The 21,915-nt window shown below is 59.1% G+C and carries 16 protein-coding genes and 2 pseudogenes; 6 read left to right on the top strand and 12 right to left on the bottom strand.

What is annotated here, in order from left to right:
* Positions 1-112: 112 nt before the first annotated feature.
* Together rhlE1 and yedA are read right to left on the bottom strand one after the other, a co-directional pair.
* Positions 113-1,450, bottom strand: coding sequence for an RNA helicase RhlE1 (gene rhlE1 / locus HU754_RS26125; RefSeq protein WP_093434676.1), 1,338 nt, complete (start codon positions 1,448-1,450; stop codon positions 113-115).
* 52 nt (positions 1,451-1,502) lie between these two features.
* Positions 1,503-2,438, bottom strand: coding sequence for a drug/metabolite exporter YedA (yedA, locus tag HU754_RS26130; protein WP_186624009.1), 936 nt, complete (start codon positions 2,436-2,438; stop codon positions 1,503-1,505).
* A gap of 163 nt (positions 2,439-2,601) precedes the next feature.
* Between yedA and HU754_RS26135 the strand changes: the two genes are divergently transcribed.
* Positions 2,602-3,054, top strand: coding sequence for an Lrp/AsnC family transcriptional regulator (locus HU754_RS26135; RefSeq protein ID WP_186624010.1), 453 nt, complete (start codon positions 2,602-2,604; stop codon positions 3,052-3,054).
* Positions 3,055-3,188: 134 nt separating this feature from the next.
* Here the strand turns inward: HU754_RS26135 and HU754_RS26140 are convergent, their stop codons facing one another.
* The 3 genes from HU754_RS26140 to HU754_RS26150 all read right to left on the bottom strand — a co-directional run bounded on the left by HU754_RS26140 (position 3,189) and on the right by HU754_RS26150 (position 5,209).
* Positions 3,189-3,794, bottom strand: a complete 606-nt coding sequence (locus HU754_RS26140; RefSeq protein WP_077574644.1) for a 3'-5' exonuclease — start codon at positions 3,792-3,794, stop codon at positions 3,189-3,191.
* A gap of 41 nt (positions 3,795-3,835) precedes the next feature.
* Entirely contained in the window at positions 3,836-4,315 is a 480-nt protein-coding gene (locus HU754_RS26145) for a LabA-like NYN domain-containing protein (protein WP_007949802.1), read from the bottom strand.
* A 138-nt stretch (positions 4,316-4,453) separates the two neighbouring features.
* The gene (locus HU754_RS26150; RefSeq protein ID WP_186624043.1) at positions 4,454-5,209 is read right to left on the bottom strand and encodes a DUF2076 domain-containing protein; all 756 of its coding nucleotides are present in this window, start codon (positions 5,207-5,209) and stop codon (positions 4,454-4,456) included.
* Between the two features lie 178 nt (positions 5,210-5,387).
* Here HU754_RS26150 and HU754_RS26155 point away from each other — a divergent pair, with 178 nt between their 5' ends.
* Complete coding sequence (locus HU754_RS26155) at positions 5,388-6,062, top strand: YciC family protein (protein WP_093434664.1); 675 nt, start codon at positions 5,388-5,390, stop codon at positions 6,060-6,062.
* A gap of 75 nt (positions 6,063-6,137) precedes the next feature.
* Positions 6,138-7,217, top strand: a complete 1,080-nt coding sequence (locus tag HU754_RS26160; protein WP_186624021.1) for an endonuclease/exonuclease/phosphatase family protein — start codon at positions 6,138-6,140, stop codon at positions 7,215-7,217.
* 1,212 nt (positions 7,218-8,429) lie between these two features.
* On the opposite strand, the gene HU754_RS26165 is transcribed toward HU754_RS26160, so the two are convergent.
* From HU754_RS26165 to HU754_RS26190, 6 genes are all read right to left on the bottom strand, one after another.
* On the bottom strand, positions 8,430-9,215 hold the full coding sequence (locus HU754_RS26165) for an SDR family NAD(P)-dependent oxidoreductase (RefSeq protein ID WP_186624023.1): 786 nt from the start codon (positions 9,213-9,215) through the stop codon (positions 8,430-8,432).
* 29 nt (positions 9,216-9,244) lie between these two features.
* A complete protein-coding gene (locus HU754_RS26170; protein WP_186624025.1) occupies positions 9,245-10,120 on the bottom strand; it encodes a 6-deoxy-6-sulfogluconolactonase in 876 nt (291 codons plus the stop codon).
* Positions 10,117-11,016 (bottom strand): aldose 1-epimerase, encoded by a 900-nt coding sequence (locus tag HU754_RS26175; RefSeq protein ID WP_186624027.1) that lies wholly within the window; start codon positions 11,014-11,016, stop codon positions 10,117-10,119. Before HU754_RS26175 ends, HU754_RS26170 begins: the two co-directional genes overlap by 4 nt.
* A gap of 32 nt (positions 11,017-11,048) precedes the next feature.
* On the bottom strand, positions 11,049-12,161 hold the full coding sequence (locus HU754_RS26180; RefSeq protein WP_225919944.1) for a porin: 1,113 nt from the start codon (positions 12,159-12,161) through the stop codon (positions 11,049-11,051).
* A 100-nt stretch (positions 12,162-12,261) separates the two neighbouring features.
* The gene (locus HU754_RS26185) at positions 12,262-14,304 is read right to left on the bottom strand and encodes an alpha-glucosidase (protein ID WP_225919945.1); all 2,043 of its coding nucleotides are present in this window, start codon (positions 14,302-14,304) and stop codon (positions 12,262-12,264) included.
* Complete coding sequence (locus tag HU754_RS26190) at positions 14,304-16,061, bottom strand: solute:sodium symporter family transporter (RefSeq protein WP_186624031.1); 1,758 nt, start codon at positions 16,059-16,061, stop codon at positions 14,304-14,306. Before HU754_RS26190 ends, HU754_RS26185 begins: the two co-directional genes overlap by 1 nt.
* Before the next feature lie 229 nt (positions 16,062-16,290).
* Between HU754_RS26190 and HU754_RS26195 the strand changes: the two genes are divergently transcribed.
* Entirely contained in the window at positions 16,291-17,352 is a 1,062-nt protein-coding gene (locus tag HU754_RS26195) for a LacI family DNA-binding transcriptional regulator (protein ID WP_186624033.1), read from the top strand.
* A gap of 104 nt (positions 17,353-17,456) precedes the next feature.
* On the opposite strand, the pseudogene HU754_RS26200 reads toward HU754_RS26195, so the two are convergent.
* Positions 17,457-18,663: pseudogene (locus HU754_RS26200) on the bottom strand (c-type cytochrome).
* A gap of 885 nt (positions 18,664-19,548) precedes the next feature.
* Here HU754_RS26200 and HU754_RS26205 point away from each other — a divergent pair.
* A pseudogene (locus HU754_RS26205) lies at positions 19,549-20,202 on the top strand (transposase); the annotation flags it as partial.
* Positions 20,203-20,732: 530 nt separating this feature from the next.
* Positions 20,733-21,788 (top strand): linear amide C-N hydrolase, encoded by a 1,056-nt coding sequence (locus HU754_RS26210; RefSeq protein ID WP_186624035.1) that lies wholly within the window; start codon positions 20,733-20,735, stop codon positions 21,786-21,788.
* The last annotated feature ends 127 nt before the right edge of the window (positions 21,789-21,915 follow it).

The raw sequence follows: 21,915 nt of genomic DNA on the forward strand, positions 1-21,915 counted from the left end.
CTCTGTCGATTATGGATTCACAACAGAAGAATCAGGTCGGCGTACTTCGGGAGCATCCCCCAATCAGTCCCCTCTCCCCCTGGGAGAGGGTTAGGGTGAGGGGCTTTTGACTTTAAGGCTTACGCTTACGCGGCCCGGTATTAAACACCGGCACTTTACGCACAGGCTTGACCGAAGGCTCCGGCGCCTGCGTCTCGCCGCTGTCGACCCACTTGCCCAGATTACGCTTGCCGCCACCACCGGAAGCCTTCGGCTTCTTCGGTTTTTTCGGCTTCTTGATCACCTGACCACTGGCATCGGTATCCGGCACGCGATGCTCCGGTTCGAAATCCGGCTCGTTCTGGCGTTTCAAGGTCTGGCGCGTCAGCATTTCAATCGCCGACAACATGTTCACTTCATCCGCGCACACCAGCGAGATCGCTTCGCCCGTCGCGCCAGCACGACCCGTGCGGCCGATACGGTGAATGTAGTCTTCAGCCACGATCGGCAGATCGAAGTTGATCACCAGCGGCAGATCTTCGATATCCAGACCACGGGCAGCCACGTCAGTTGCCACCAGAATCTGCACTTCACTGAGCTTGAAACGATCCAGCGCACGCTGACGGGTGGCCTGCGGCTTATCGCCGTGGATACCGTCGGCATTCACGCCCAGGCCCTGGAGTTTTTCCACCAGCGCATCCACACCGTTACGGGTCTTGGCGAACACCAGCACCTGCTTCCACTTGTTCTTGCGCATCAGGTGCACGAACAGTTCGGCCTTGCGCTTCTTGTCCACCGTGACGATCCACTGCTTGACCGTATTGGCCGCGACGTTGCGCGGGCTGACTTCGACGGTCAGCGGATCGTTGAGCATCTGCCCGGCGAGCAGGCGGATGTCATCGGAGAAGGTTGCGGAAAACAGCAGGGTCTGGCGCTTTTTCGGCAGCATGCGGTAAATGTTCGCCAGTTCTTCGGAGAAGCCCAGGTCGAGCATACGATCGGCTTCATCCAGCACCAGAGTCTGCAACTGATCGAGTTTCAGCGCGTTCTGGCGGAACAGGTCGATCAGGCGACCGGGCGTGGCGACCAGCACATCGACGCCGCCGCGCAGCTTCATCATCTGCGGATTGATGCTGACGCCGCCGTAAACCGCATAGGTACGCAGCGGCAGGTTTTCGGCGTACTGACGCACAGACTCATGAACCTGCTCGGCCAGTTCACGGGTCGGCACCAGAATCAGTGCACGCGCCGAGTTGGCAGCGACTTTCGGCCCTTCCATGGCCAGCAACTGCAGCAGTGGCAAGGCGAAACCGGCGGTTTTGCCAGTGCCGGTCTGAGCGGCTGCCATCAAGTCACGACCGGCCAGCACGGCCGGAATGGCTTGCGCCTGAACCGGCGTCGGGGTCTGGTAGCCGAGCGTCTCGAGGGAGCGCAGCAAGGGTTCGATCAGGCCAAGGGTGGCGAAAGTCATGGGAGTACCGTAGGAAAAAATAACGCAGGCATGCAATGCCGCGCAGTTTACCCTAATTCGTACGCGTTTCTGTGGGAACGGCTGTCGGCGCCACGACTGGCGGCTGTGCCGGACGGCGCCACTGCGGCAGTCCGATCAACACCACCGCGCTGATGATCACCAGCATCGCCAGCGCTTCTTCGATGCCGATGGTCTCGCCGACAAACACAATCCCCAGCAACACCGCGACCGCCGGGTTGACGTAGGCATAACTGGTCGCCGCCGCCGGACGCACGTGCTTGAGCAGGTACATGTAGGAATTGAAGGCGATGATCGAGCCGAAGAAGATCAGGTACGCCAGCGCCAGCCAGCCTTCAACCGGTGGCATGGCTTGCAGATGCTCGCCGCTGACAGCGCTACCGATCAGCAACACCACACCGCCGACCAGCATTTCCACCGCACTGGCCATCGCGCCCTGTGGCAACGGCAAATGTCTGCTCCACACCGAACCGAACGCCCAGGTTGCCGCCGCGAAAATCAGCAATGCTGCGCCCAGCGGACTCGATTGCAGGTTGGAGCCCATGTTGAGCATGGCAATACCAACAATCCCCAACGCCACCCCGGCCCACTCGAGCCGGGTATTGCGCGCGCCCCAGAAATAGCCACACAGCAAAGTAAACAGCGGTACCGTCGCCACCGCCAACGCCGCCACACCCGAAGCCACACCGGTGTGCTCGGCCACACTCACCGCGCCGTTACCGAAACTGAGCAGTAAAATGCCGATGATCCCCGCCGCCTTCCACTGCGCCCAGGTCGGCGCCGGTGCCCCGCGCCAGCGCAGGAAGGCGTACATCAGGCTGCCGGCGATCACGAAGCGCACCCCGCCGAGCATCAGCGGCGGCCAGTATTGGACGCCAATTCGGATCACCAGATAGGTCGATCCCCAAATCACATACAACGCGAAAAACGCGGCGATCAACGGCAAGGAAAAACGGCGCAAGGCAGGCATGGGCAGCTCGAAAGTCAGAAGTAGCGAATGAATTATTCTAGAAAGGCCGGCGAGCAAAAATAAGCTACAAAACCTGTTTATAGGGCCGGTACACTTTTGAAAGAACGGAGATCATCGGAATAAACCGGGATTTCGAAAGTCTGGCATTTTCAGGAGTCCGGCCTTGGACAAATACGACCGCATGCTGCTCAGCGCCCTGCTGGAAAACGGCCGTGCGTCCTACGCCGATCTGGCGCGCAAAGTTAACCTCTCCGCCCCGGCCGTAGCCGAGCGCGTTGCCAAGCTTGAGGCATCCGGGGTGATCACCGGGTATGAGGCGAAAATCGACCTGTCGAAAATCGGTCTGCCGATCCAATGCATGATCGAATTACGTCTGCACCAGAACGGCAGCCAGAAGGTCTACGACGAACTGGTGAAGATCCCGCAACTGACCGAATGCTTTCGAGTCACGGGCGATCCGTGCGTGATGATGAAGGCCGCGGTGGGCTCGATGACGGAGCTGGAGGCGTTGATCAATCGGGTGGCGAAGTTTGGCTTCAGCAGGACCTCGATTGTGTTGTCGAGCGCGATCGAAAAGCGCGTGCCGTTAGGCCAGATCGAAGGCAACGGCAAATAGTTCGGATCACCACAAATCCAATGTAGGAGTGAGCCTGCTCGCGATCGCGGAGTATCAGTCGAAACAAATATTGACTGACACACCGTCATCGCGAGCAGGCTCACTCCTACAGGGGTTCTGTGTTGGGCTTGGGATCAGCGGTAGCGCTGCAGGTGTTCGCTGACTTTCGCGGCGGGGACTTTTTGCAGTTTGCACAGCAGGTCATGCGATAACTCACTGACGCCGTGCTTGTGCCGCAACTCATCCGCCAGATGCGCCATCAGATTCGCCGCCATCTCGGCATCGGCCATGGCCCGGTGAGCCTGCCCCGTGTGCGGCAGGCGCGCAAACGTGGTCAGCGTACCCAACTTATGATTAGGCGCGGCCGGCATCAGCCGCCGTGCCAGCAGCAGCGAGCAGGCAAAGTTCTGCAACCGCGTGCGCTTGATCCGCCCCAGTTCAAAGTCCCAGAACTTCTGGTCGAACGAGGCATTGTGCGCGACCAGCGGCGTGCAACCGACAAACTCATTGACCTCGTTCATCACCTGCTCGGCCGAGGGCGCGGTGCGCAACATGGCGTTGCTGATGCCGGTCAGTTGCTCGATGAACGCAGGGACGCGTACGCCGGCGTTCATCAGGCTCTGGTAACGCTCGACGATGCGGCCGTTTTCCAGCATGACCACAGCGATTTCCGTGGCGCGGCAGTTGCTGTTCGGCGACAGGCCAGTGGTTTCAAAGTCGATGACTGCAATGCGTTCCAAACCGGGTTCAACTCCGTACAAATCAATTCTTCAGTAACAGCTCAATTCTTCAACAACAGTGCGCCTTCGATCGGCACATAACGGCTGGCGGCGCGGATCAGCGAGTTGGCGGTCAGGCCCGGCACGCCGTAGGCGACCGCTTGCACGCCGTGTTTGCTGATGATGCGTTCGAGCAGCATGTCGAAATCGCCGTCACCGGAAGCCAGGACGATTTCGTCGACGTGGTCGGCGGCGTCCATGATGTCGAGGGTGATGCCCACGTCCCAGTCGCCCTTGGCAGAGCCGTCGCTGCGCTGGATGTAGGGCTTGAGCTTCACCGTGAAACCGAGGTTGCGCAGGATCTGCTGGAACTGTTGCTGTTTGCTGTCGCCACGGTCGATCGCGTAGGCGTAGGCCTCGACGATCTGCCCGTCCTTGCTGATGTCGGCCCACAATGCGGCGTAGTTGAAGTGACAACCATAAGCCTGACGCACGGTGTAGTAGAGGTTCTGCACGTCGGCGAACACTGCGATTTTTTTCACCGGAGTTCCTGTGGGCGCGCAAGCGCACGAAGCGGGATCAGGCGCCAGGCCCGAAAAAGGCGCTCAGTATGCCAGCCATCAGGAGGGTTCCGCGAATAATCGGCCCGGAGCCCTCAGGGGCTCCGGACGAATGGTGAGTCAGACGAAGGAATCGTCGTCATCGAAGAACGATGAGTTGTCGTTGCCGTAGTCGGTGTCGGTGAAGCCGCCCTGGTCATTGCCAGAGAAGCCGTTATCGGCCACACGCTGGTCATCGCCCCAGCCGTTGTTGCTCTGGTCGGCGACCTGCGCCGGCTCTTCCTTGATCACTTCAACGATTTCTTCCGGCTGCTGGTTGTGATGGAACAGGCTGCTGATGCCCTGCGCCAGCATCACGCCACCGGCCACACCGGCGGCGGTTTTCAAGGCGCCGCCGAGGAAGCTGCTGCCGGCTGCCGGAGCGGCTTGTTGCGCATAGTTAGGCGGTGGCGCGCCGAAGTTCTGTTGTGGCGCGGGGGCCGCGTAATTCTGTTGCGGTGCCGGTTCGCGCCAGCCGCCAGTCGAGGCTGGGGCGCTCTGGGTCGACGCCGGACGCGGGCTGCCACCAAAAATGCTCGACAGGAAACCACCGCCGCCGCTCGGCGCCGGTGCGGCACTCTGCGCCTTGGCCGCTTGCAACTCGGCCTGCAACTGCTGGACTTGCTGAATCAGTTGCTTGTTCTGCTCGTCGAGGCTCTTGAGCGCTGCCTCTTGCACCAGAATCGCCTGGGTCATGAAATAACCTGCCGCCGGTTGGCGGGTCAGGTGTTCCTTGATCCGCGCCTCGGCCTGGGCGTCGCGCGGGGCTGCCTCCGTTTCGGCCTGTTGCAGCCGGGAAAACAGTCCATCGATCAGGGTTTGCTCTTCGCTGTTCATGGCGACCTCGTAGATTGCCGGGGATAACATTGCCCTCGTCCACGTTGGCCGAGGTGCTCTCCTGTAATGGAGACGGCGACAAAACGTTTCAATGACCTTTACCGAATGTTTACGTTTGTGTCGCGCCAGCCATCATCGGTTAAAGTGAGCCACTGTTTTCGACCTGCGATACCGACTGATGAATGCCCTCGAAGTGCTGCGCGACTCTCTGTATTTTTTCAAACGCCATTTGGGCAGCATCGTGCGGTTGTGCCTGCCGCTGGTGATTTTCGAAGCATTCCTGCAACAAGTGGTCGATCACGCCAGCGGGCCGGATAACATCTCGGCGATCAGCATCGTCGTTGGTCTGTTGGTGTATCCGCTGTACACCGCCGCACTGATCCTCTTTCTCGATGCGCGCAGCCGTGGCGAGGCGCCGCGCAACCGCGACCTGCTGGCGATGGCCGCCACCCTTTGGCCGCGCTTCGCGTTGCTCACGGCGCTCAATACCTTGCTGATTCTGCTGGGCCTGTCGCTGTATTTCCTGCCGGGCCTGATGCTGATGGTGATGCTCGCGTTCGGCGAATACCTGCTGGTACTGCGTGGTATGGGGCCTTTGCAGGCGATGAAGGAAAGCCTGCGCCTGACCCGTGGGCATTTCTGGCGGATCCTGCTGTGCATTCTCTGCGTGATGACGCCGCTGTGGTTGCTCAAAGGCGCGACACTGGCGGTGTACCCCGAGCCGCAGAATCCTGTGATCGCCATTCTGATCGACAGCGCTCACAGCTTCCTGCAACTGTTCACCAGCGTGGTGCTGTTCCGCCTGTTCATGCTGATCAGCGAATTACCTGACAAACGCGACAGAGCCATCTGAGCGCACTGCGCTTGGGCTTCGAGACGACCGTCAGGTATGCTCGGGGCCACTTTCTGTAACGCTATAAGCCGAGCCATGACCCGTCTACTGCGCTACACCCTGTTGCTTGTCGTGCTCGCCATCATCCTGATCGGCGGGCTGCTGTTCAGCCTGACCTGGCGCCCCGACGCCCGCGAAACCTTGCCGGTCAGTTGCACCGCCACAACGCCGACGCTGGTGCCGGGCCAGGCGCTGAAAGTCATGACCTGGAACGTGCAATACCTGGCCGGCAAACGCTACGTGTTCTGGAGTGATCTGGCTCAGGGCGATGATGAAGCGCCGACGCTGGAAGACATGGCCTTCAGCCTCGACGAAGTGGCGCGAGTGATCCGCGACGAGCAGCCCGATCTGGTGCTGTTGCAGGAACTGGATGACGGCGCCAAGGCCAGCGACTATCAGAACCAGCTCAAGCTGTTGCAGGAACGGGTCGCCGACCTGTATCCGTGCAGTGCCAGTGCGTTCGACTGGAAGGCCGAATTCGTCCCCGACCCGCACATTTACGGCAGCGTCGGCCGGCAACTGGCGACCCTGAGTCGCTACCGCATCGAACACGCCGAACGCCTGCAATTGCCGGTCGCTGCCGCCAACTTCATCAACCGCCAGTTCCAGCCGAAAGACGCCCTGCTCGCGACCAAACTGCCCCTGAGTGATGGCGGGCAACTGACCGTGTTCAACACCCACCTTGAACGCTCCAGCCAACCGGGTGACACCGCGCTGGCACAATTGACCGCCATAGCCAAAGTGCTCGACAAGTATGAGAGCCAAGGCCTGCCGTGGCTGATCGGCGGCGATTTCAATCTGTTGCCGCTCGGCCAGTACCGCCGCCTGCCTGCCGAACAGCGCACGCCCTACTCCGCCGACAGCGAACTGCATCTGCTGTGGGACAAGTACCCGATGATCCCGACCAACAACGAAGCCAGCGGCATCGACCGTGCGCGCTGGCTGACCCACTACCCCAACGACCCCGGTCTGAATGGCCCGGATCGTACAGTCGACTATCTGTTCTATAGCCCGAAAATCAAACGGGTTGAAGCGATGGTTCGACAGGACGATACCTTGCGCATCTCCGATCACCTGCCGGTGATCGCGCGGTTCCTGCTCCCCGCCACTCCGTAGTTCATAACTTCGGCACACCACCGATCACTGTGGGAGCGAGCCTGCTCGCGAAAGCGCTGTATCAGGCAACGGATGCGTCGACTGAAACGACGCCTTCGCGAGCAGGCTCGCTCCCACAGTAGATCGGTGTCGTACCGTTATTCTGTGACCGGCTTCAATTTTGTAGGAGCTGCCGATCTCTTGCTCTTCAGGTCCCGCGCGGTTTCGCCCGTGCAGTCGCCTCGGCCACCAATGGATCATCCGGCCAATAGTCGTTGATATCACATAGCACCTTCGACATTGACAGCGTTGTAGCCCATGACTTAGTGGGCTTCTGGCGTTTTTGTTAGAAACACTGTTGACTGTCAATCTCGATATGACGAATTGACATTTTGAGAGGGCATTGTCGAGAGGATTGACACCATTGCAAATAGCAAAACGAGTTCAGATGGAAAAACATTGACACATCAATCGCTAATCACGCCTCTACTTTCCCTTCCCTGAAGGCTCAGATTCAGAGTGGCTTAGCCTAGGTCTGCCTGATGTCATAGTTGCAGCCCCTATCCTCGCTGATTTGGCTGGAGTTCAATCAACATCTGGACAAATTCATACGCTACTTGCACCGCCTCGTCTTCTACCCTCTTTCATTGGTGGCTTTCTTTGGGGGGTTCCTCGCCTTGAAAGTCAATTCTTTCTGTAGTGGTCAACTCATCCCGGACACCACGTTAAGTTTTTTCTCGGCCTGAGCTGGGGCCAGTCCGTTGTTGAATTGGTGCGGTCTAATCCAGTTGTACCGATGCACCAGGTACGTGGCATGAGTGGCGCGACGGATAAATTCACGCTGGCCGCTGCGGAGCGGAACCTGCGACGGCTGGCCAAATTTTCATCTCAAGGGCCACCAGTCACGGGATAGGTGCGTCTGCACCAAGCAAAAAACCTCAAATTAACCCAATAACAGAGCTGCAAAGGTCACCGAAGGGCCGAAAAACCATTCAATGTGGTGAGTAGGTTCTCCGGTAGTGGTCGTGCCTGAGTTCAGGCCCCTTTAAAAACCGACTTTTTCAACAGAATCGTCCAGAAGAAGACGTTGACGCTACTCGCGAGAAACCAAAATGCAAGGCTATTCGAATATGAACTGTTGCGATAAGGTCGATGTCGCGAGAGCGCTACCAGTACGCTCCATCAGCGAAGTTCCCAGCTATTGAGTTGAAACTTCTCGGCTGATTTTTACGCTTATTGAATTGACAGCCCGGCATCCACGACGAAGTTCTGTCCCGTGCACCCGCGGCTGTCATCAGACGCTAGAAACAGCGCGAGCCGTGCGCAGTCGCTGGCGTCGAGGCGGAACTTCAGCATTTGCTGGTCGATGAAATTCTGACTGGCCAATTCCAGACCTACAGGGTCGCTGGCCCACATGGCGTCCTGGCGGGCGGTGCGAATGGCACCCGGCACCAGACTGTTGACGCGAATGCCACTGTCGCCCAGTTCCCGGGCCAGGGTTCGAGTCATGCCATTGATCGCGGCCTTAGCGGTGGTATAGCAGACCATGCCAGGACGCCCCCGCATCCACGAAATCGAACCCATATTGATGATCACCCCGCCACCGCGTCGGGTCATCCCGGGCGACACTGCCTGGGAGGCGAAAAAGGCATGGCGCAGGTTGATCTCCATGCGCTCATCCCAGTAATCGACGCCGACTTCCTGCATGGGATGGCGATCGTCACGCGCGGCGTTATTGATTAACACATCGATCGCGCCCCACCGCGTCTCGACTGCCACAATGGCCGCCTGCAACGCCGGGATATCACGTACATTGCATGGTAGGAATAGCACGCGGTCCTCACCCAGCGCCGCGGCGAGTGCCAGGCCTCCAGCCTGATCCAGGTCGATAAAGGCCACGCGGGCGCCCTGCTGGTGAAACGCTTCGACGAACGCGGCGCCAATGCCTGAGGCACCTCCGCTGATCAGGATGACTTTGTTGGTCAGGGATGGGTAACGCGTTTGAGTGTGCTGGGTCATGACCAATCCTTGCAAATAAATGGAAAAGCTCAACCGGCGAACAACGGCTCGGGGCAACCTACGACGTCCACCTCGACCGAAAACAGGCAACCCGACAGCGGCCACGCCGCTAGGTCCTCGGCACTGCGGTTTTCCCGGGAACTGGTGATGTACAGCGTGCGCAGGTCAGGGCCACCGAACGCAACCATGGTCGGCCAGCGGGTGGGCACACGGATCTCGTCCAGCAGGGTTCCGTCCGGTGCCAGACGCAGGATGCGTCCGCCGTCGAATTGGGCACTCCAGTAACAACCTTCACTGTCGAACGCGGCGCCATCCGGACGCCCACCGGCGCCGCGCTCGAAGGTGCGCACGGTCTGGCGTGTACCCGGCTGCCCGTGGGCATCAAGGGGGTAGCGATACAGCACATGGTTGGGTGTGTCGCTGTGGTACATCCAGGCCCGGTCCGGACTGAACGCTAGTCCGTTGGAGACCATGACGTCGCCGGCCATGACTTGCCCGCTCAGGTGCTCATCGATGCGCATCAACACCCCGCCATTGCGGTCCCGGGGTTGCCAAATGGTCCCTGCCCAGAAGCGCCCCCAGGGGTCGACGCGACCATCGTTGAAACGGCTGTTCGCGGGACCGCAGGGATTGTCCGCAAGCTTGCGGCCAAGTGCCCCACCCTCACCTAGCAGGTAGATGCCGCTACGTAGGGCGACGATAAAACCGCCCCGGTGGCGCAAGCCAAAACAGCCCAGTTCCTCGGCCAGCGTAATGCTTGTAACCACTGCAGTTTGCGGATCGAGCCGATGCAGTTGACCACCGAGAATATCGGCCCAATACAGCACCTGTTCCCGGACTGACCAAACGGGACTTTCGCCCAGTTCACTGACCTGGTCGACGGCGCATTTGACGGTGTAACTCATACTTTTGCTCCTAACGCATACTGCCTGACGCTCATGTGCATTGTGCGCGTCATGTGCTCCCCGGGGCTCAACAGGACGATACCATTGGCCTGCGGCGCAGGCAGGTTGATGGCGTTGTTCAAGTGACTGACCGGTTCGACCGCGATGAAATCTGTGGGTGCCGCAGGCGTAAAGACCACCAGGTGATCCAGCCCTTCTTGCGCGGTGATCTCAAGGCCAATATCCGCCTGGGGCCAATACAGCCCGGCGTGCCGTTGCCAGCCTTCGAAGCAGTTGTCCAGGCCAACGTGGCCCAGCGCCCGCCGCTGGTCAAAGTCCCACTGCGGCGGCACCGGCAGGCGTTCACGCGGCAACGAGTCGCTGCTGTTGAGCCATATCGCCTTGGCGGCGAAGGACAACTCAATGCCCTGATGCCGAGGGAAATAGGGATGCCAACCTAACCCGGCCGGCATCGGCTGCCGGCTATCATTGCGCAGGGTCATCGACAGCGACATCGCGTGATCGTCCAGGCTCACATATTGCTCGACCTGAAACGCAAACGGCCAGTGCTCACCGCCCTCCCCTGCTGGATCGTGGGACAGACGCAGGTGGCACTCACGGGGCGAGCATTCGATCACCTGCCACTCACGCTGCCACCCCACGCCATGCAGTGGATGGGCATGTTCGCCAAAGTTACGTGGCACTTGGTACTGGCTCGCGCCGTACTGGAACCGACCCTCAGCGATCCGGTTCGAATAGGGCACCAACGGATAACAGCCGGTGCGACGAACGTTCGGGGCCCGATCCCACGGTCGCAACAGGGCAAAATCCCGATGGCGTAATCCGCCCAGAGCACCGCCCAGTTGCGGTAGCACCTCCAAATGCAGATCGCCGCTGCGCAGGCGAAGAATGTTCATCGGTGGCCTCTTTTCCAGCTATTCATAGATGCTCAGAATCCCCAGCGGGTACCCGCTGTCATGGCCCATGGATCGTACCCCTTGGGCACGCTCGGGTAACTTTCACTTAACAGCGCAAAACCTTGCCCGGAGTCGGCGTTGTTCTCGATGTGAGTGACATAGGTGTAGAGCTGGGTGTTGGTATTGAGCGAATACAGGTAGCCGGCGTGCGTCGCCCAGGCTCGCGCGCCCTCGGCTTCGATGCGGTGCGAGACACCTACAGTGATGTCACCGGGACCAAAAGTGATGCGCGCGTTGACCATCTGCGCCGAAGCGAACCAGCGCACGTCGGTGTCGCGTTCCGAGTAGACATAGTTCGCCCCCCACAACAAACCGCCGAGCCTGACCGTGCCGGACAACACATGAGTATTCTGTCGGTACAACTCGCCGGTGGTCAGCGAGGGGGCTGAGTCGTGCTGATTGAAGCCGTAGCCCAGTTTGGTATCGCCGTCGCGATAGCGCAGGTTGAAGCCGCTGGTGCGATTCTGATCCGGGCCATTTTCAATACTGGAATTGCCGTAGGAATATCCCAGCTCGCTGGAGAAGCCATGCACCTCCGGGGTCCGGTAACGCACGGTGGTGTCGTAGAAACCGCCGGTGCCGCTTTTTCCCAAGGTGGTGGTGTGTTCCAGACTCATGATCGAGGCCATGTTGGACAGGCCATACAGCGCCACGTCCGAATCGAGAAAGACCCAGTAGATCGGCATGTACAGGCTGCCGATGTCGACCGAACCGAATGGGCCGGTCACCCCTGCCCCATAACCACGGTTGGTGGAGATCCTGCCCTCGTTGTAGCCGGTGCGCCAGATATTGCGCAGCACCAGGCCGCGTTCTCCGAAAGCCCGCACACCGTAGCCGCTGTTGCCCAACGCGTAGTCGATCTTCAGGCCGATTCGCGACGCTTGCAGGTTGCCGTCCGAGACCATGGTATGGCCAGGATGATCGTCGGTGAACTTGCCGCCTTGCAGCGACAGATCGAGAATCCCGTAAGGGTTGATGCTCAGGTTCCCCGTCTTGAACACCACGGGTGAAGCGGCATTGGCAGTGTTGCTCAAGAGTCCGCAAGTAATGGCAAAAGCAGCAAAAACGTAATTTTTATTATTCAAGTTCGCTTACTCGAGTATTGGCAATATCAAGGCGCAGGGAAGCCCGACGCCTCCCGTGAAGGAGGCGCACGGAGCGCTCTGTACGAAGAAGGCATTCAGCTCACTGAGCGAGGTCCACCAGGGCTTCGAAGGTCGCCTGCCAGCGACTGCCAACGCGGATGAACACTGGGGGCTGGCCCAGGGGCGCGGCGACCGTCACACGCTGGCCGCCGGCGTAGCGCTCGCCACTCCACAGGTGCTGCCATTGATCGCCAAGGGGCAAATAGGCTGTCCATTCGTTCTGAGCTTCAGCGTGAACGGGAGCCACCAGCAGGTCCTGTCCATAAAGGTACTGATCCTGGATCGAGTAGGTCTCGGGATCATTCTCGTAGTGCAGGAACAGCGGACGTTGCAACGGCAACCCGCTGGCCTCGGCTTCCTCTACCAGGCTTTGCAGGTAAGGTCGCAGGCCCACGTAGAGCCGGGTCATGCCTGCAAAATGTGCGTAAGTGTCGACGTCCTGCCAGAACTGCAGATTCTGGTCCGGCCGGTTCCCTTCGTGAGTGCGCATCACCGGGGTGAACGCCGCCATCTCGGCCCAGCGCTGGAACAGTTCGGTGGTGCGACAATTGTCGTAAAGGCTGGTGTAGCCGCCGATGTCACTGTGGTGATAAGCATTGCCGAGCAAGCCCGAAGAAAGTGCACCACAGATCACTGTCTGCAATCCGTCGTGGCGGCTGAAGTCCACGGACTGGTCACCCGCCCACAACAACGGGCAGTGACGTTGCACGCCGCTGTAGCCGGCCCGCATGAAAAACAGTGCATCGCCGGTCTTGCCGGCATTGGCGATAGCGCGGGCGTTGACCTCGGCCCAGCGTACCGGCCAGGCGTTGTGCTCGAGCATCGGGTCGGCATCGCCCGCCAGTTTCAGGTCGATCGGCAGGTACTCGCCGAAGTCCGCCATCCAGCCCGACAAGCCCTTGTCGAGCATCTCGTGACGCAGTATTCGCTCTTCGAACCACTGCGCAGCCGCCGGCAAGGTGAAGTCGACCACGCCACACAAGAACTCGCCGAAATCCACCAGGTAGATGCCGCCTTCGATTCGCGTGGCCAGATAACCGGCTTGCTGCGCTTCCTGGAATAACGGGCCGTCGTTGCACAGGTACGGGTTCACGTACCCCATGAAACGGATGTCCTGCGATTCAAGTCTGGCGACCCAGGCTGCGTGATCGGGGTAGCGCGCGCTGTTCCACTGCCAGTCCCAGAACAGGCGTTTACCAAAGGAGGTGATGCGCAAGCCTTCCCAGTCCTCGCACCAAAGGGCACTGATCGCAACGCCTTGAGCAAGCGCATCGTCGAGTCGCGCCTGGGCGTGTTCGCGGCCGTTTTTCAAACCAAGGATTGCGCCTTTCATGACCCACTCTGGCAGGCGAGGCTGGCGTCCGAAATGGCTCGATACCTGGCTCACCAGCTGCGGAAAATCATCGCCGAGCAGAAACTCGAACGCCTCGGGCACCGCCCAGAACTGCAGTTCATGGAATTCTGCATGGCGAAAATCGAAGTCGGCGTAGGCCGTGGTCACCGCATGCAGGCAATAGCGCCGGGAGGAAATGTAGGTCGGCTGCGGGTAATTGGTGTGGTAATAATCGCCACCGGCATTGGCTTCATTGTCCGCCTGTAGGGTCAGCCAGGTCGACTTGTCACGGCCTACTCCCGGCTCCGAGGTCCACAGCGGAAAATGCCGCCCGCGCAGGTCGAAATACGACATCTGCTCCCCGCATCCCCAGACATGTTCATCGGTTGCTGCCGGTACCCGCAACCACAGGCGGTTGATGCCCGCAACGACATTCAGCGGCACCAGGCGCAACACGTTGTCCTGCACTTGCAGGCTCAGGCTGAGCAGCACCGGGCCATCGGCCCAGGCGCGAAAATCCAGGCGCGCCGGCTGGTCCAGCCAGGCGTGACGCAGGGCGACCCGTTCCTGGACATAGTCGCGGATCGAGAAGTTGCCACGCTGCATGCTGATGTCCGCCTCGCCCTGGCCGACAAAGATTGCCGGGTTGCGCTCGCTGTGACAGAACAACACACGGCCATCGACGACCAAGCGGATTTCACCTTCGGCCTGGATGAAAGCGGCAGTGGCGAGTGAAGTTGAAGACATCATCAGGATTGCACCTCGCAGGTAGGCAGGGAGGATTTGGCATCAGGTTCGCGCTGGCGCCAGCGACGGCGAACCACGCTCATGGCGGCCAGCGCCACGACCCACACCGTCGCCAACAGCGGCACATACCAGCTGCTCGGCCCGTTGGCACTGGCCACTCCTAGCGGAGAAAAAGTCAGGTAGATCGACACCAAGGCCCCTAGCAAGACGATGCTGAAGCTGCCCGCGTGGCGCCATGGTGTCAGGTCCATGATCCGGCTCGATGTCTGCACCACATAGGGTTCAGGCCGGGAGTAGCGCTTGCGCAAGGCGATCAGTATCAGCATCTCGAGGGCGAACATGATGCCCATCACATGGATGAAGCTGATGCCCAGGCGCACGTCGATTTTCAGGCCCAGCACGAACACCGCGTAGCACAAGGCATGCAGCCCCAGCACCAGCTTGGCCGGGAATGCGCCGCCGCGGGCATTGAAGAACCCGAACAGCATGATGGCGATGATCGGCATGTTAAAGAAGCCGGTGAAGCGCCGCAGTACCGCGTAGATCCCTTCCGGCGCGTACATCAGCATTGGCGCCACGACCAGTGAGACCAGCGCCGCCAGGATGCTCACGCGCTTGCCGAAGCGTACCAGCGCCTGATCATCGCCCAGGGGCCGCAGCGGCTTGTAGAAGTCGTAGGTGAGCAGGGTCGCGGTGCCGTTGATGATCGCGTTGAAGTGACTCATCACGGTGCCGAATATCACCGCCACGAAGAAGCCCTTCATCCACCAGGGCATCAGGACCGAAACCAGCGCCGGATAGGCCATGTCGGAGTTGGACAGCGGCTGATCGCGGAACAAGTGCCAGGCGATGACACCGGGCATCAACATGGCAAGTGGCACCAGCAGCTTCAGGCAGCCGGACAACAGCACGCCCTTCTGGCCTTCGGCGAGGTTTTTCGCCGCCATACTCTTCTGCACGATCGCTTGGTTGGTGCACCAGTAAAACAGGTTGGCGACGATCATCCCGGTGAAGATGGCGCCGAACGGCACCTTGTCCTGCGGGCCGCCGATGGCATTCAGCTTCTCGGGCGAGTCCTGCATGATCGCCTGCGCACCGGACAGCACATCGCCCTGGCCAAGGGTCCACAGGCCAATGATCGGGATCAGGATCACCACCACCAACAGGCCGATGCCGTTGAGGGTGTCTGACACCGCCACTGCGCGCAGGCCACCCAGTACCGCATAGGCCGCGCCAATCACCCCGGTGCTTACGATCAGCAAGGAGATGGTGGCCGGGTAAGACCACTCGAGAATGCCTTGCAGGTCGAAAATCTGATTGAAGGTGATAGCCCCCAGGTACAGCGACGCCGGATTCAGGACCAGGGTGTAGGTAGCAACCATCAGGGCGCTGACCAGGCGACGGGTGGTGACGTCGTAGCGCTTTTCGATGAACTCCGGCAGCGTCGAGAAACCGCCACGCATGTAGCGAGGCAGAAAGAAAAGCGCGAGGGCGATGGTCGAAACGGCGGCGGTCGCTTCCCATGCCATAGAGCTGAGGTTGTGGGCATAGGAATCACCGTTGAGGCCGATCAACTGGTCGATGGACAAGTTGGTGAGCATCATCGAGCCGGCAATAAACCAGCCATTGAGACCGCCGCTGGCCATGAAGTAGCCGTGGGCACCGACGTCCTTGGCCTTGCGGGTGAAGGACCAGGAAATGGCCGCCACCAGGCCGGTAAAGAACAGCATGCTAAGAAAGGTGAACAGGGACGTATTCATTTTTTATAGTTGTTCTCCAACGCGGGTTGGGTAGGCGCCCGGATAAAATCGCAGCGCTGCTAAACGGTACATGGCGAGCATAAACCAAGCGAAATCGTAGCGCTACGATTTTTCCTTCGTTTTAAGCGCATTTTTGTTCGCATTCGAATATTGCCGAGCTGGCGCGCTGGTGATTGACTTGAAAGCGCCCTGCTTTCATTCTCTTGGACTTTTGCATCCGAGGAAACAGATGAGCGACTTACCGGCAACCATCGCCAACGGCAACCCGGGCCGTCGCAAAGGCAACCGCGTGACCATGGACGAAGTCGCCGAGCGTGCAAACGTCTCGCCCAGCACCGTTTCACTGTTCCTGCGCGATCCTGATGCCGTCTCCAGCAAGCGTGCCGATCGCATCCGTGAGGCCATCGCTGAAACCGGCTACACCATCAATCGCCTGGCCGGTGCCCTGGCCGCGTCCCAAAGCCGCACCGTTGCGGTGATCGTGCCGTCGATGATCAACGCGTTTTTCTCGGAGACCTTGCAGGCTATGCAGGAGGTGTTCGAAGCGCGCGGTTATCAGTTGCTGATCAGCAACAGCAACTACGACCCCGACCGCGAATTGAAACTGCTACGGGCGCATCTGTCCTGGTCGCCTGCGGCGCTGGTGCTCACCGGCAACCAGCATGACGCCGCCCGTTCGCTGCTCGAAGCCACCGGCATTCCGGTGGCGCAAATGTGGGAACTTGGTGACGAGCCGTTTCATCTTCAGGTCGGTTTTTTTCACGAAGATGTCGGCGCAGCGCTGGCCGAGCATTTGTACGAGTCCGGCATGCGCCGCTTCACCTATGTCGGTTCGCGCATGCACCTTGACCATCGCGCGCAAAAGCGTGCCGAGGGCTTTCGTGTCTGGCTGGAGAAAAAGGGCTGCACGGCGACGATTATCGCACTGGAAGAAAGCACTTCCGAGGTGGTGTTGACCCAGGTGTTCGACCAGTTGGCCAAGACCGCAGACCAACCCCAGGGCTTGTGCTGCTCCAACGACGTTTTAGCCATTGGCGCACTGTTCGAAGCCCGCCGACGCGGAATCGAGGTGCCGAGGCAGCTGGCGATTGCCGGCTTTGGCGATCTACCTCTGAGTAAACTCAGCGCGCCGCGCTTGACCACCGTACGCCCCTATCCACTGGAGATAGGCCGTACGGTCGCCAGTCGGCTGCTGAAATGGATCGAAACCGGCACCCTCCCCGCGGTGCCGGAAACCGTTGATCTGGGCTTTGAACTGATCGTACGCGAGAGCACCCGCCCAACGAGCTGAACTCAACGAGTGGCTCCTACCTTCTGCATACCGGGTGCCAGTAACTGTTGAGGTTCGATACCCTCGCGCAGATCCGCCACCTAACTGGCCTGAACCGCTGCTCCCTAGTTGCCCCAGGCGCTACGAATGAAACTTAACACCATGGCAACCTTCTCGTCCGACAGGCGCCAGCCCAGCGCTGGCATGCTGAACGAGGTCACCGCAGCGTGGGACGACGGCAGCGTGCCACCCTGCAGCACCAGACGAATCAGCAAGTGCGCCGAATCACTTGTCACCACCGGGTTGCCCGCCAAAGCCGGGAACTTGCGCATAGCCCTTGCCATCGCTGCGATGGCAAGCCATACAGCTATCAGCATACAACCGCGCGCCCGGCGCCGACACATCACTGTCATGCAACGCAAGGGCTGCCGTCGGATAAAGCTGGTGCGGCGTGTCTGTAGCCTGACGCGGCGGCAGGCTTTTCAAGTAGCGTGCCATGGCCAGGCGATCCTCATCGCTGAGGTATTGCAAGCTGTGTACCACCACCTCTTCCATATTGCCGAACACCGCCGTGCGATTAGTGCGACCGGTCTTGAAGAACATCGCCAGCTCATCCTCGCTCCAACTGCCCAGGCCATCGCGATGATCGCCACGCAGATTCTTGCCGACCCAGCCATCCTGCGGATCGCCACCCGACAGAAACAGAGGGCCATCTGCCGCCGATAGTGCCTTTTCGTTGAGCATGACTGACCGTGGAGTGTGGTAGGCACGGCAATGACCCAGCCCCTCGACCAGATAAGCGCCACGCTTCAGTATCGGGTCCGTTTGCGCCAGCGGTGCAGGCGCGGTCTCAACCTTGGGCGCAAAGGCCAGACGCCAAAAGCTCAGCGGCCAGCGCATCGACAACGGCCAGGGAATGTCCGATGCCTGATTTGGCTGACTGACGGCGTCGACCCCCCGCATGAAGTAGGCGTACAGCGCCTGCATATCGCTGTCGGTGACCTTCGCATAAGACGGGTATGGCATGGCCGGCTACAGTGTGTCGCCTTTACGGGCTATGCCATGACGTACCGCCCGGTCGAAATCCTCGAAGCTGTAAAGCCGATGCCGGTGTCCTTATCCGGGGTGATGTTGCTGGAGTACAGCCGCCGATCGGGGTATGAATTGGCAAACCGCCGGCAAACGGCTTTCCACCTGCGCCAGTGTGGCTACACAGTCTCCGGCACGCGCCAGGTATTCACCCTGTTTGACCAGCACCGCATCGCCACTATCGGCAGCCAGCGCCGCGTGACTGAAGATCAGACAGAGGGTTGATGTCAACAGCGTCTTCATGACTGCTTTCCTCATACCTGCACCATCGGCCCGGTTTCTTTCAGGTATTGCTCTTATGGTATATGTTTGGAAACGCTGCAGAGGTGGAGCTAGTGATGCCCGACGTGCCTTGCTGCGAAATCCGAATGATCCGGACTGCCTCCAGCCGCCTCAGGCCATGCCTGCTGGTGCAGGGAGGTCCAGTGATACTAGCAAACCTATGGGCCGATGATTTGCTTCACAAATCACGTCTCAACACCGTCGAAAACCACCTACGTGACGTTGCGATAGCCTACGAGCGGGCTCTTAGCCGAGGCCCCCCCCCCCCCTTGAGCGGAAACTTGAGCGCTTGGCCGTCTTCAGCTCTGCGGAATTAACATCGCTGGCTGAACGCCTCTGCTCCACCAAGCGAGGTGCGGCGGCGAGCTAATCGACATGTACGCGACGACTCGAAGCCATAAAGTCATTCATAGATTTTTCCTTTGAGCATTACTTAGAGCTCAATCGGCTGAGTCTCCTAGAACAAATCCAAGCTGAGAAAAACAAAAATAAAAATATACGAAACATTAAAAAAAAGATTTTTATGATCGCGCAACAATCACAACCATCACTACCTGCCACACCGCTTGATTCAAGCGAGCAAGCTTTAGTCATGGGTTCTAAGTCCCGGTAATTCGAATAACCCCTTTAACAGCATCCAAACACTAGCCAGTAATTACTGCCTTTTTTATTATGTTTGATACTCTTGTCAGGCGTGGCGAAGCAGTCCTAATAGAATTAGACTACGTTGAGCTAGGGTCCACTCTTACAATCCGCATAAAACGTCAAAGTGTAGTGGTCTAATTAAACCGGACACCCATTTAAGCGAGAATGCTCGCCAGATAGAGGTGCCTGATGACAAAATAACGTCGTTCTTTTTCCGCTGAACTCAAACGCGAGGTCGCAGGCCTCGTGCTCAATCAAGGCTATAGCCATATCGAAGCTTGCCGTTCGCTCGGTGTTGTCGAGTCGCGTTGCGTCGCTGGGTTAATCAACTTCAGCAAGAGCGCACTGGCGTTACTCCGTAGAGCAAGGCGCTGACGCCTGAACGGCAAAAAATCCAGGAGCTGTAAACTCGAATTGCTCGCTTTGAGCGGGAGAAATCCATTTTGAAAAAAGACTACCGCGCTCTTGATGTCGGAAGAGCACTAGCGCACGCGCTGATTGATCAGCTGAGGGCCCAAGAGCCGGTCGATTGGCTTTGCGCTTTGATGTCACTCGTTCGTGTTACTACGCCCACCGCCTCAGGCGCCGAACTCCAAGCGTTGAGCATCTTCGGTTGCGCAGTCGGGTCAACGAACTATTTACGCAAGGTCGCGCTGCCGGTAGCCGCAGTATCGTGTCGGTGATGCAGGAAGACGGCGAGCAGATCGGGTGCGAGGCCTGGTGCGGGAACTGGAGTTGGTCAGCAAGCAACCTGGATCAAATACCTACAGACAAGCGTCGGTTGAGCGGCCTGACATTCCGAACACCTTGACTCGAGAGGTTGATGTGCCGGCGCCGAATCAGGTCTGGCGTGGCAAAGGCCGGTTGAATCCGCCGTCGGCGTAATACCGCCGGGTGGCAACATTGATAAGAAGGTCGACACGAAACATTCAACGTAACACTTACGGACGGCTACCGGGTCATGGATACGCCTCAGTTCACACTTGGTGCCTTCGCCAGCGCGCTTCTGGCACATCTCTAAAAATGCGAAGCCTACCGGGAGCCTCGGTGGTTTGAGCGAGCCTGCCAGCTACGACGAAAGCTAGGGCAGGGTCGATCCGCTGGTCGACCTGCGCGCATTCCTTCCCCTGACGGAATAGCTATCCCTTCAGGGACTGGACGACATTGATGGCTTTGGCGCAGGCTCAGCCTTCACATGTTCTACGCTGATTGCTGTTAACTACATTTTCAGAGATCGTCTTTCCGCCTCGCTGGGCTACAAGATGCTCGAAGTTGATTATCATCACAACGGTCACCTCTAAGACACGCGCCTCATCAGCCCGGCGACCTATCGGTGCTAATCGGCAATGGTTTCGCACAGCCCTTTTAAAGGATTGGTATTTACTATGTCTCGATTCACACTCATTCTCGCCACCTTGACAACCGCCGCGGCGCTGCTGACCGCCGATGCCCAGGCCTGTACAAGGGCTGTCTACCATGGTCCTGATGGGAGGAACATGACGGGCCGCAACATGGACTTCAAAGATCCCATGGCCAGCAACTTCTGGGCCTTTCCTCGCGGGATGAAGCGTAATGGTGCCTCTGGTCCGCGTTCGATCGAATGGACATCGAAGTTCGGCAGCCTAGCCGTTTCTGGCTATGACATTTCGACGGTCGACGGCATGAACGAGGCGGGCCTCAACGCCAGCTTACTATGGCTCAACGCCACGGAGTTTCCGGTCGACGATGGGAAGACGCCTCGCATGTCGCTCTCAATCTGGGCACAGTTCTACCTCGATCAATTCGCGACGGTTTCGGAGGCTGTCGAATATACGCACTCGCACCCAATGGCGGTGGTGAGCGGTGAGGTACCCGGTCGTCCCGGCAGTCTCGCACCGCTGCATTTGACTCTCTCCGATGCCTCTGGCGACAGTGCTGTTCTCGAGTGGATCGGAGGAAAGCTGAACATCTATCATGACCGCAATTATCAAGTGGTGACGAACGACCCGCCCTACGGCAGCCAACTCGCCAACCAGCAATATTGGAGCGCGGTCGACCCTCTCAAATTCCTTCCCGGTAGTGGCCGCTCCGAAGACCGTTTCGTACGCGCTAGCTTTTACATCAACGCAGTGACCCAAAGCGACGCCCCCCGGATCTCAGCCGCCGCTGTTTTCAGCGTTATTCGCAATGCTTCAGTACCCTATGGAGTGAGCCTTCCTGATGCACCGAACCTTTCCACGACTCGCTGGCGTGTGGTGGCTGATCAGAAGAGCATGCTTTTCTATGGCGAATCGGCAATTTCACCCAACGTTTTCTGGGTGGATTTGAAGAAGCTCGACTTCTCTAAAGGTACGCATATCCGCAAACTGGATCTCGGGACGGACATGGACCGTGTCCTTACCGGTGAGGCATCAGGCCAATTCATTACGGCTAAACCGTTCGACTTCATGGCCGCCGAATGAAACTCACTAAAAATCGTAGCCTTCCGAGAGTGGCTAACAGCTTTTCGCACTTTTATGAGATTGCAGCAGAGTCCACTTGTGGACGAGGCTCGCGTTAAGGCTATGGTCTGCGACGTTCGAAATAGAC

Source organism: Pseudomonas zeae (assembly GCF_014268485.2).
GTDB classification, from domain to species: domain Bacteria; phylum Pseudomonadota; class Gammaproteobacteria; order Pseudomonadales; family Pseudomonadaceae; genus Aquipseudomonas; species Aquipseudomonas neuropathica.

Bases quoted from the DNA above. Each gene is read 5' to 3' on its own strand.
- rhlE1 (WP_093434676.1), bottom strand. From the start codon at position 1,450: ATGACTTTCGCCACCCTTGGCCTGATCGAACCCTTGCTGCGCTCCCTC.
- yedA (WP_186624009.1), bottom strand. From the start codon at position 2,438: ATGCCTGCCTTGCGCCGTTTTTCCTTGCCGTTGATCGCCGCGTTTTTC.
- HU754_RS26150 (WP_186624043.1), bottom strand. From the start codon at position 5,209: ATGAACAGCGAAGAGCAAACCCTGATCGATGGACTGTTTTCCCGGCTG.
- HU754_RS26155 (WP_093434664.1), top strand. From the start codon at position 5,388: ATGAATGCCCTCGAAGTGCTGCGCGACTCTCTGTATTTTTTCAAACGC.
- HU754_RS26160 (WP_186624021.1), top strand. From the start codon at position 6,138: ATGACCCGTCTACTGCGCTACACCCTGTTGCTTGTCGTGCTCGCCATC.
- HU754_RS26165 (WP_186624023.1), bottom strand. From the start codon at position 9,215: ATGACCCAGCACACTCAAACGCGTTACCCATCCCTGACCAACAAAGTC.
- HU754_RS26170 (WP_186624025.1), bottom strand. From the start codon at position 10,120: ATGAGTTACACCGTCAAATGCGCCGTCGACCAGGTCAGTGAACTGGGC.
- HU754_RS26175 (WP_186624027.1), bottom strand. From the start codon at position 11,016: ATGAACATTCTTCGCCTGCGCAGCGGCGATCTGCATTTGGAGGTGCTA.
- HU754_RS26185 (WP_225919945.1), bottom strand. From the start codon at position 14,304: ATGATGTCTTCAACTTCACTCGCCACTGCCGCTTTCATCCAGGCCGAA.
- HU754_RS26190 (WP_186624031.1), bottom strand. From the start codon at position 16,061: ATGAATACGTCCCTGTTCACCTTTCTTAGCATGCTGTTCTTTACCGGC.
- HU754_RS26195 (WP_186624033.1), top strand. From the start codon at position 16,291: ATGAGCGACTTACCGGCAACCATCGCCAACGGCAACCCGGGCCGTCGC.
- HU754_RS26210 (WP_186624035.1), top strand. From the start codon at position 20,733: ATGTCTCGATTCACACTCATTCTCGCCACCTTGACAACCGCCGCGGCG.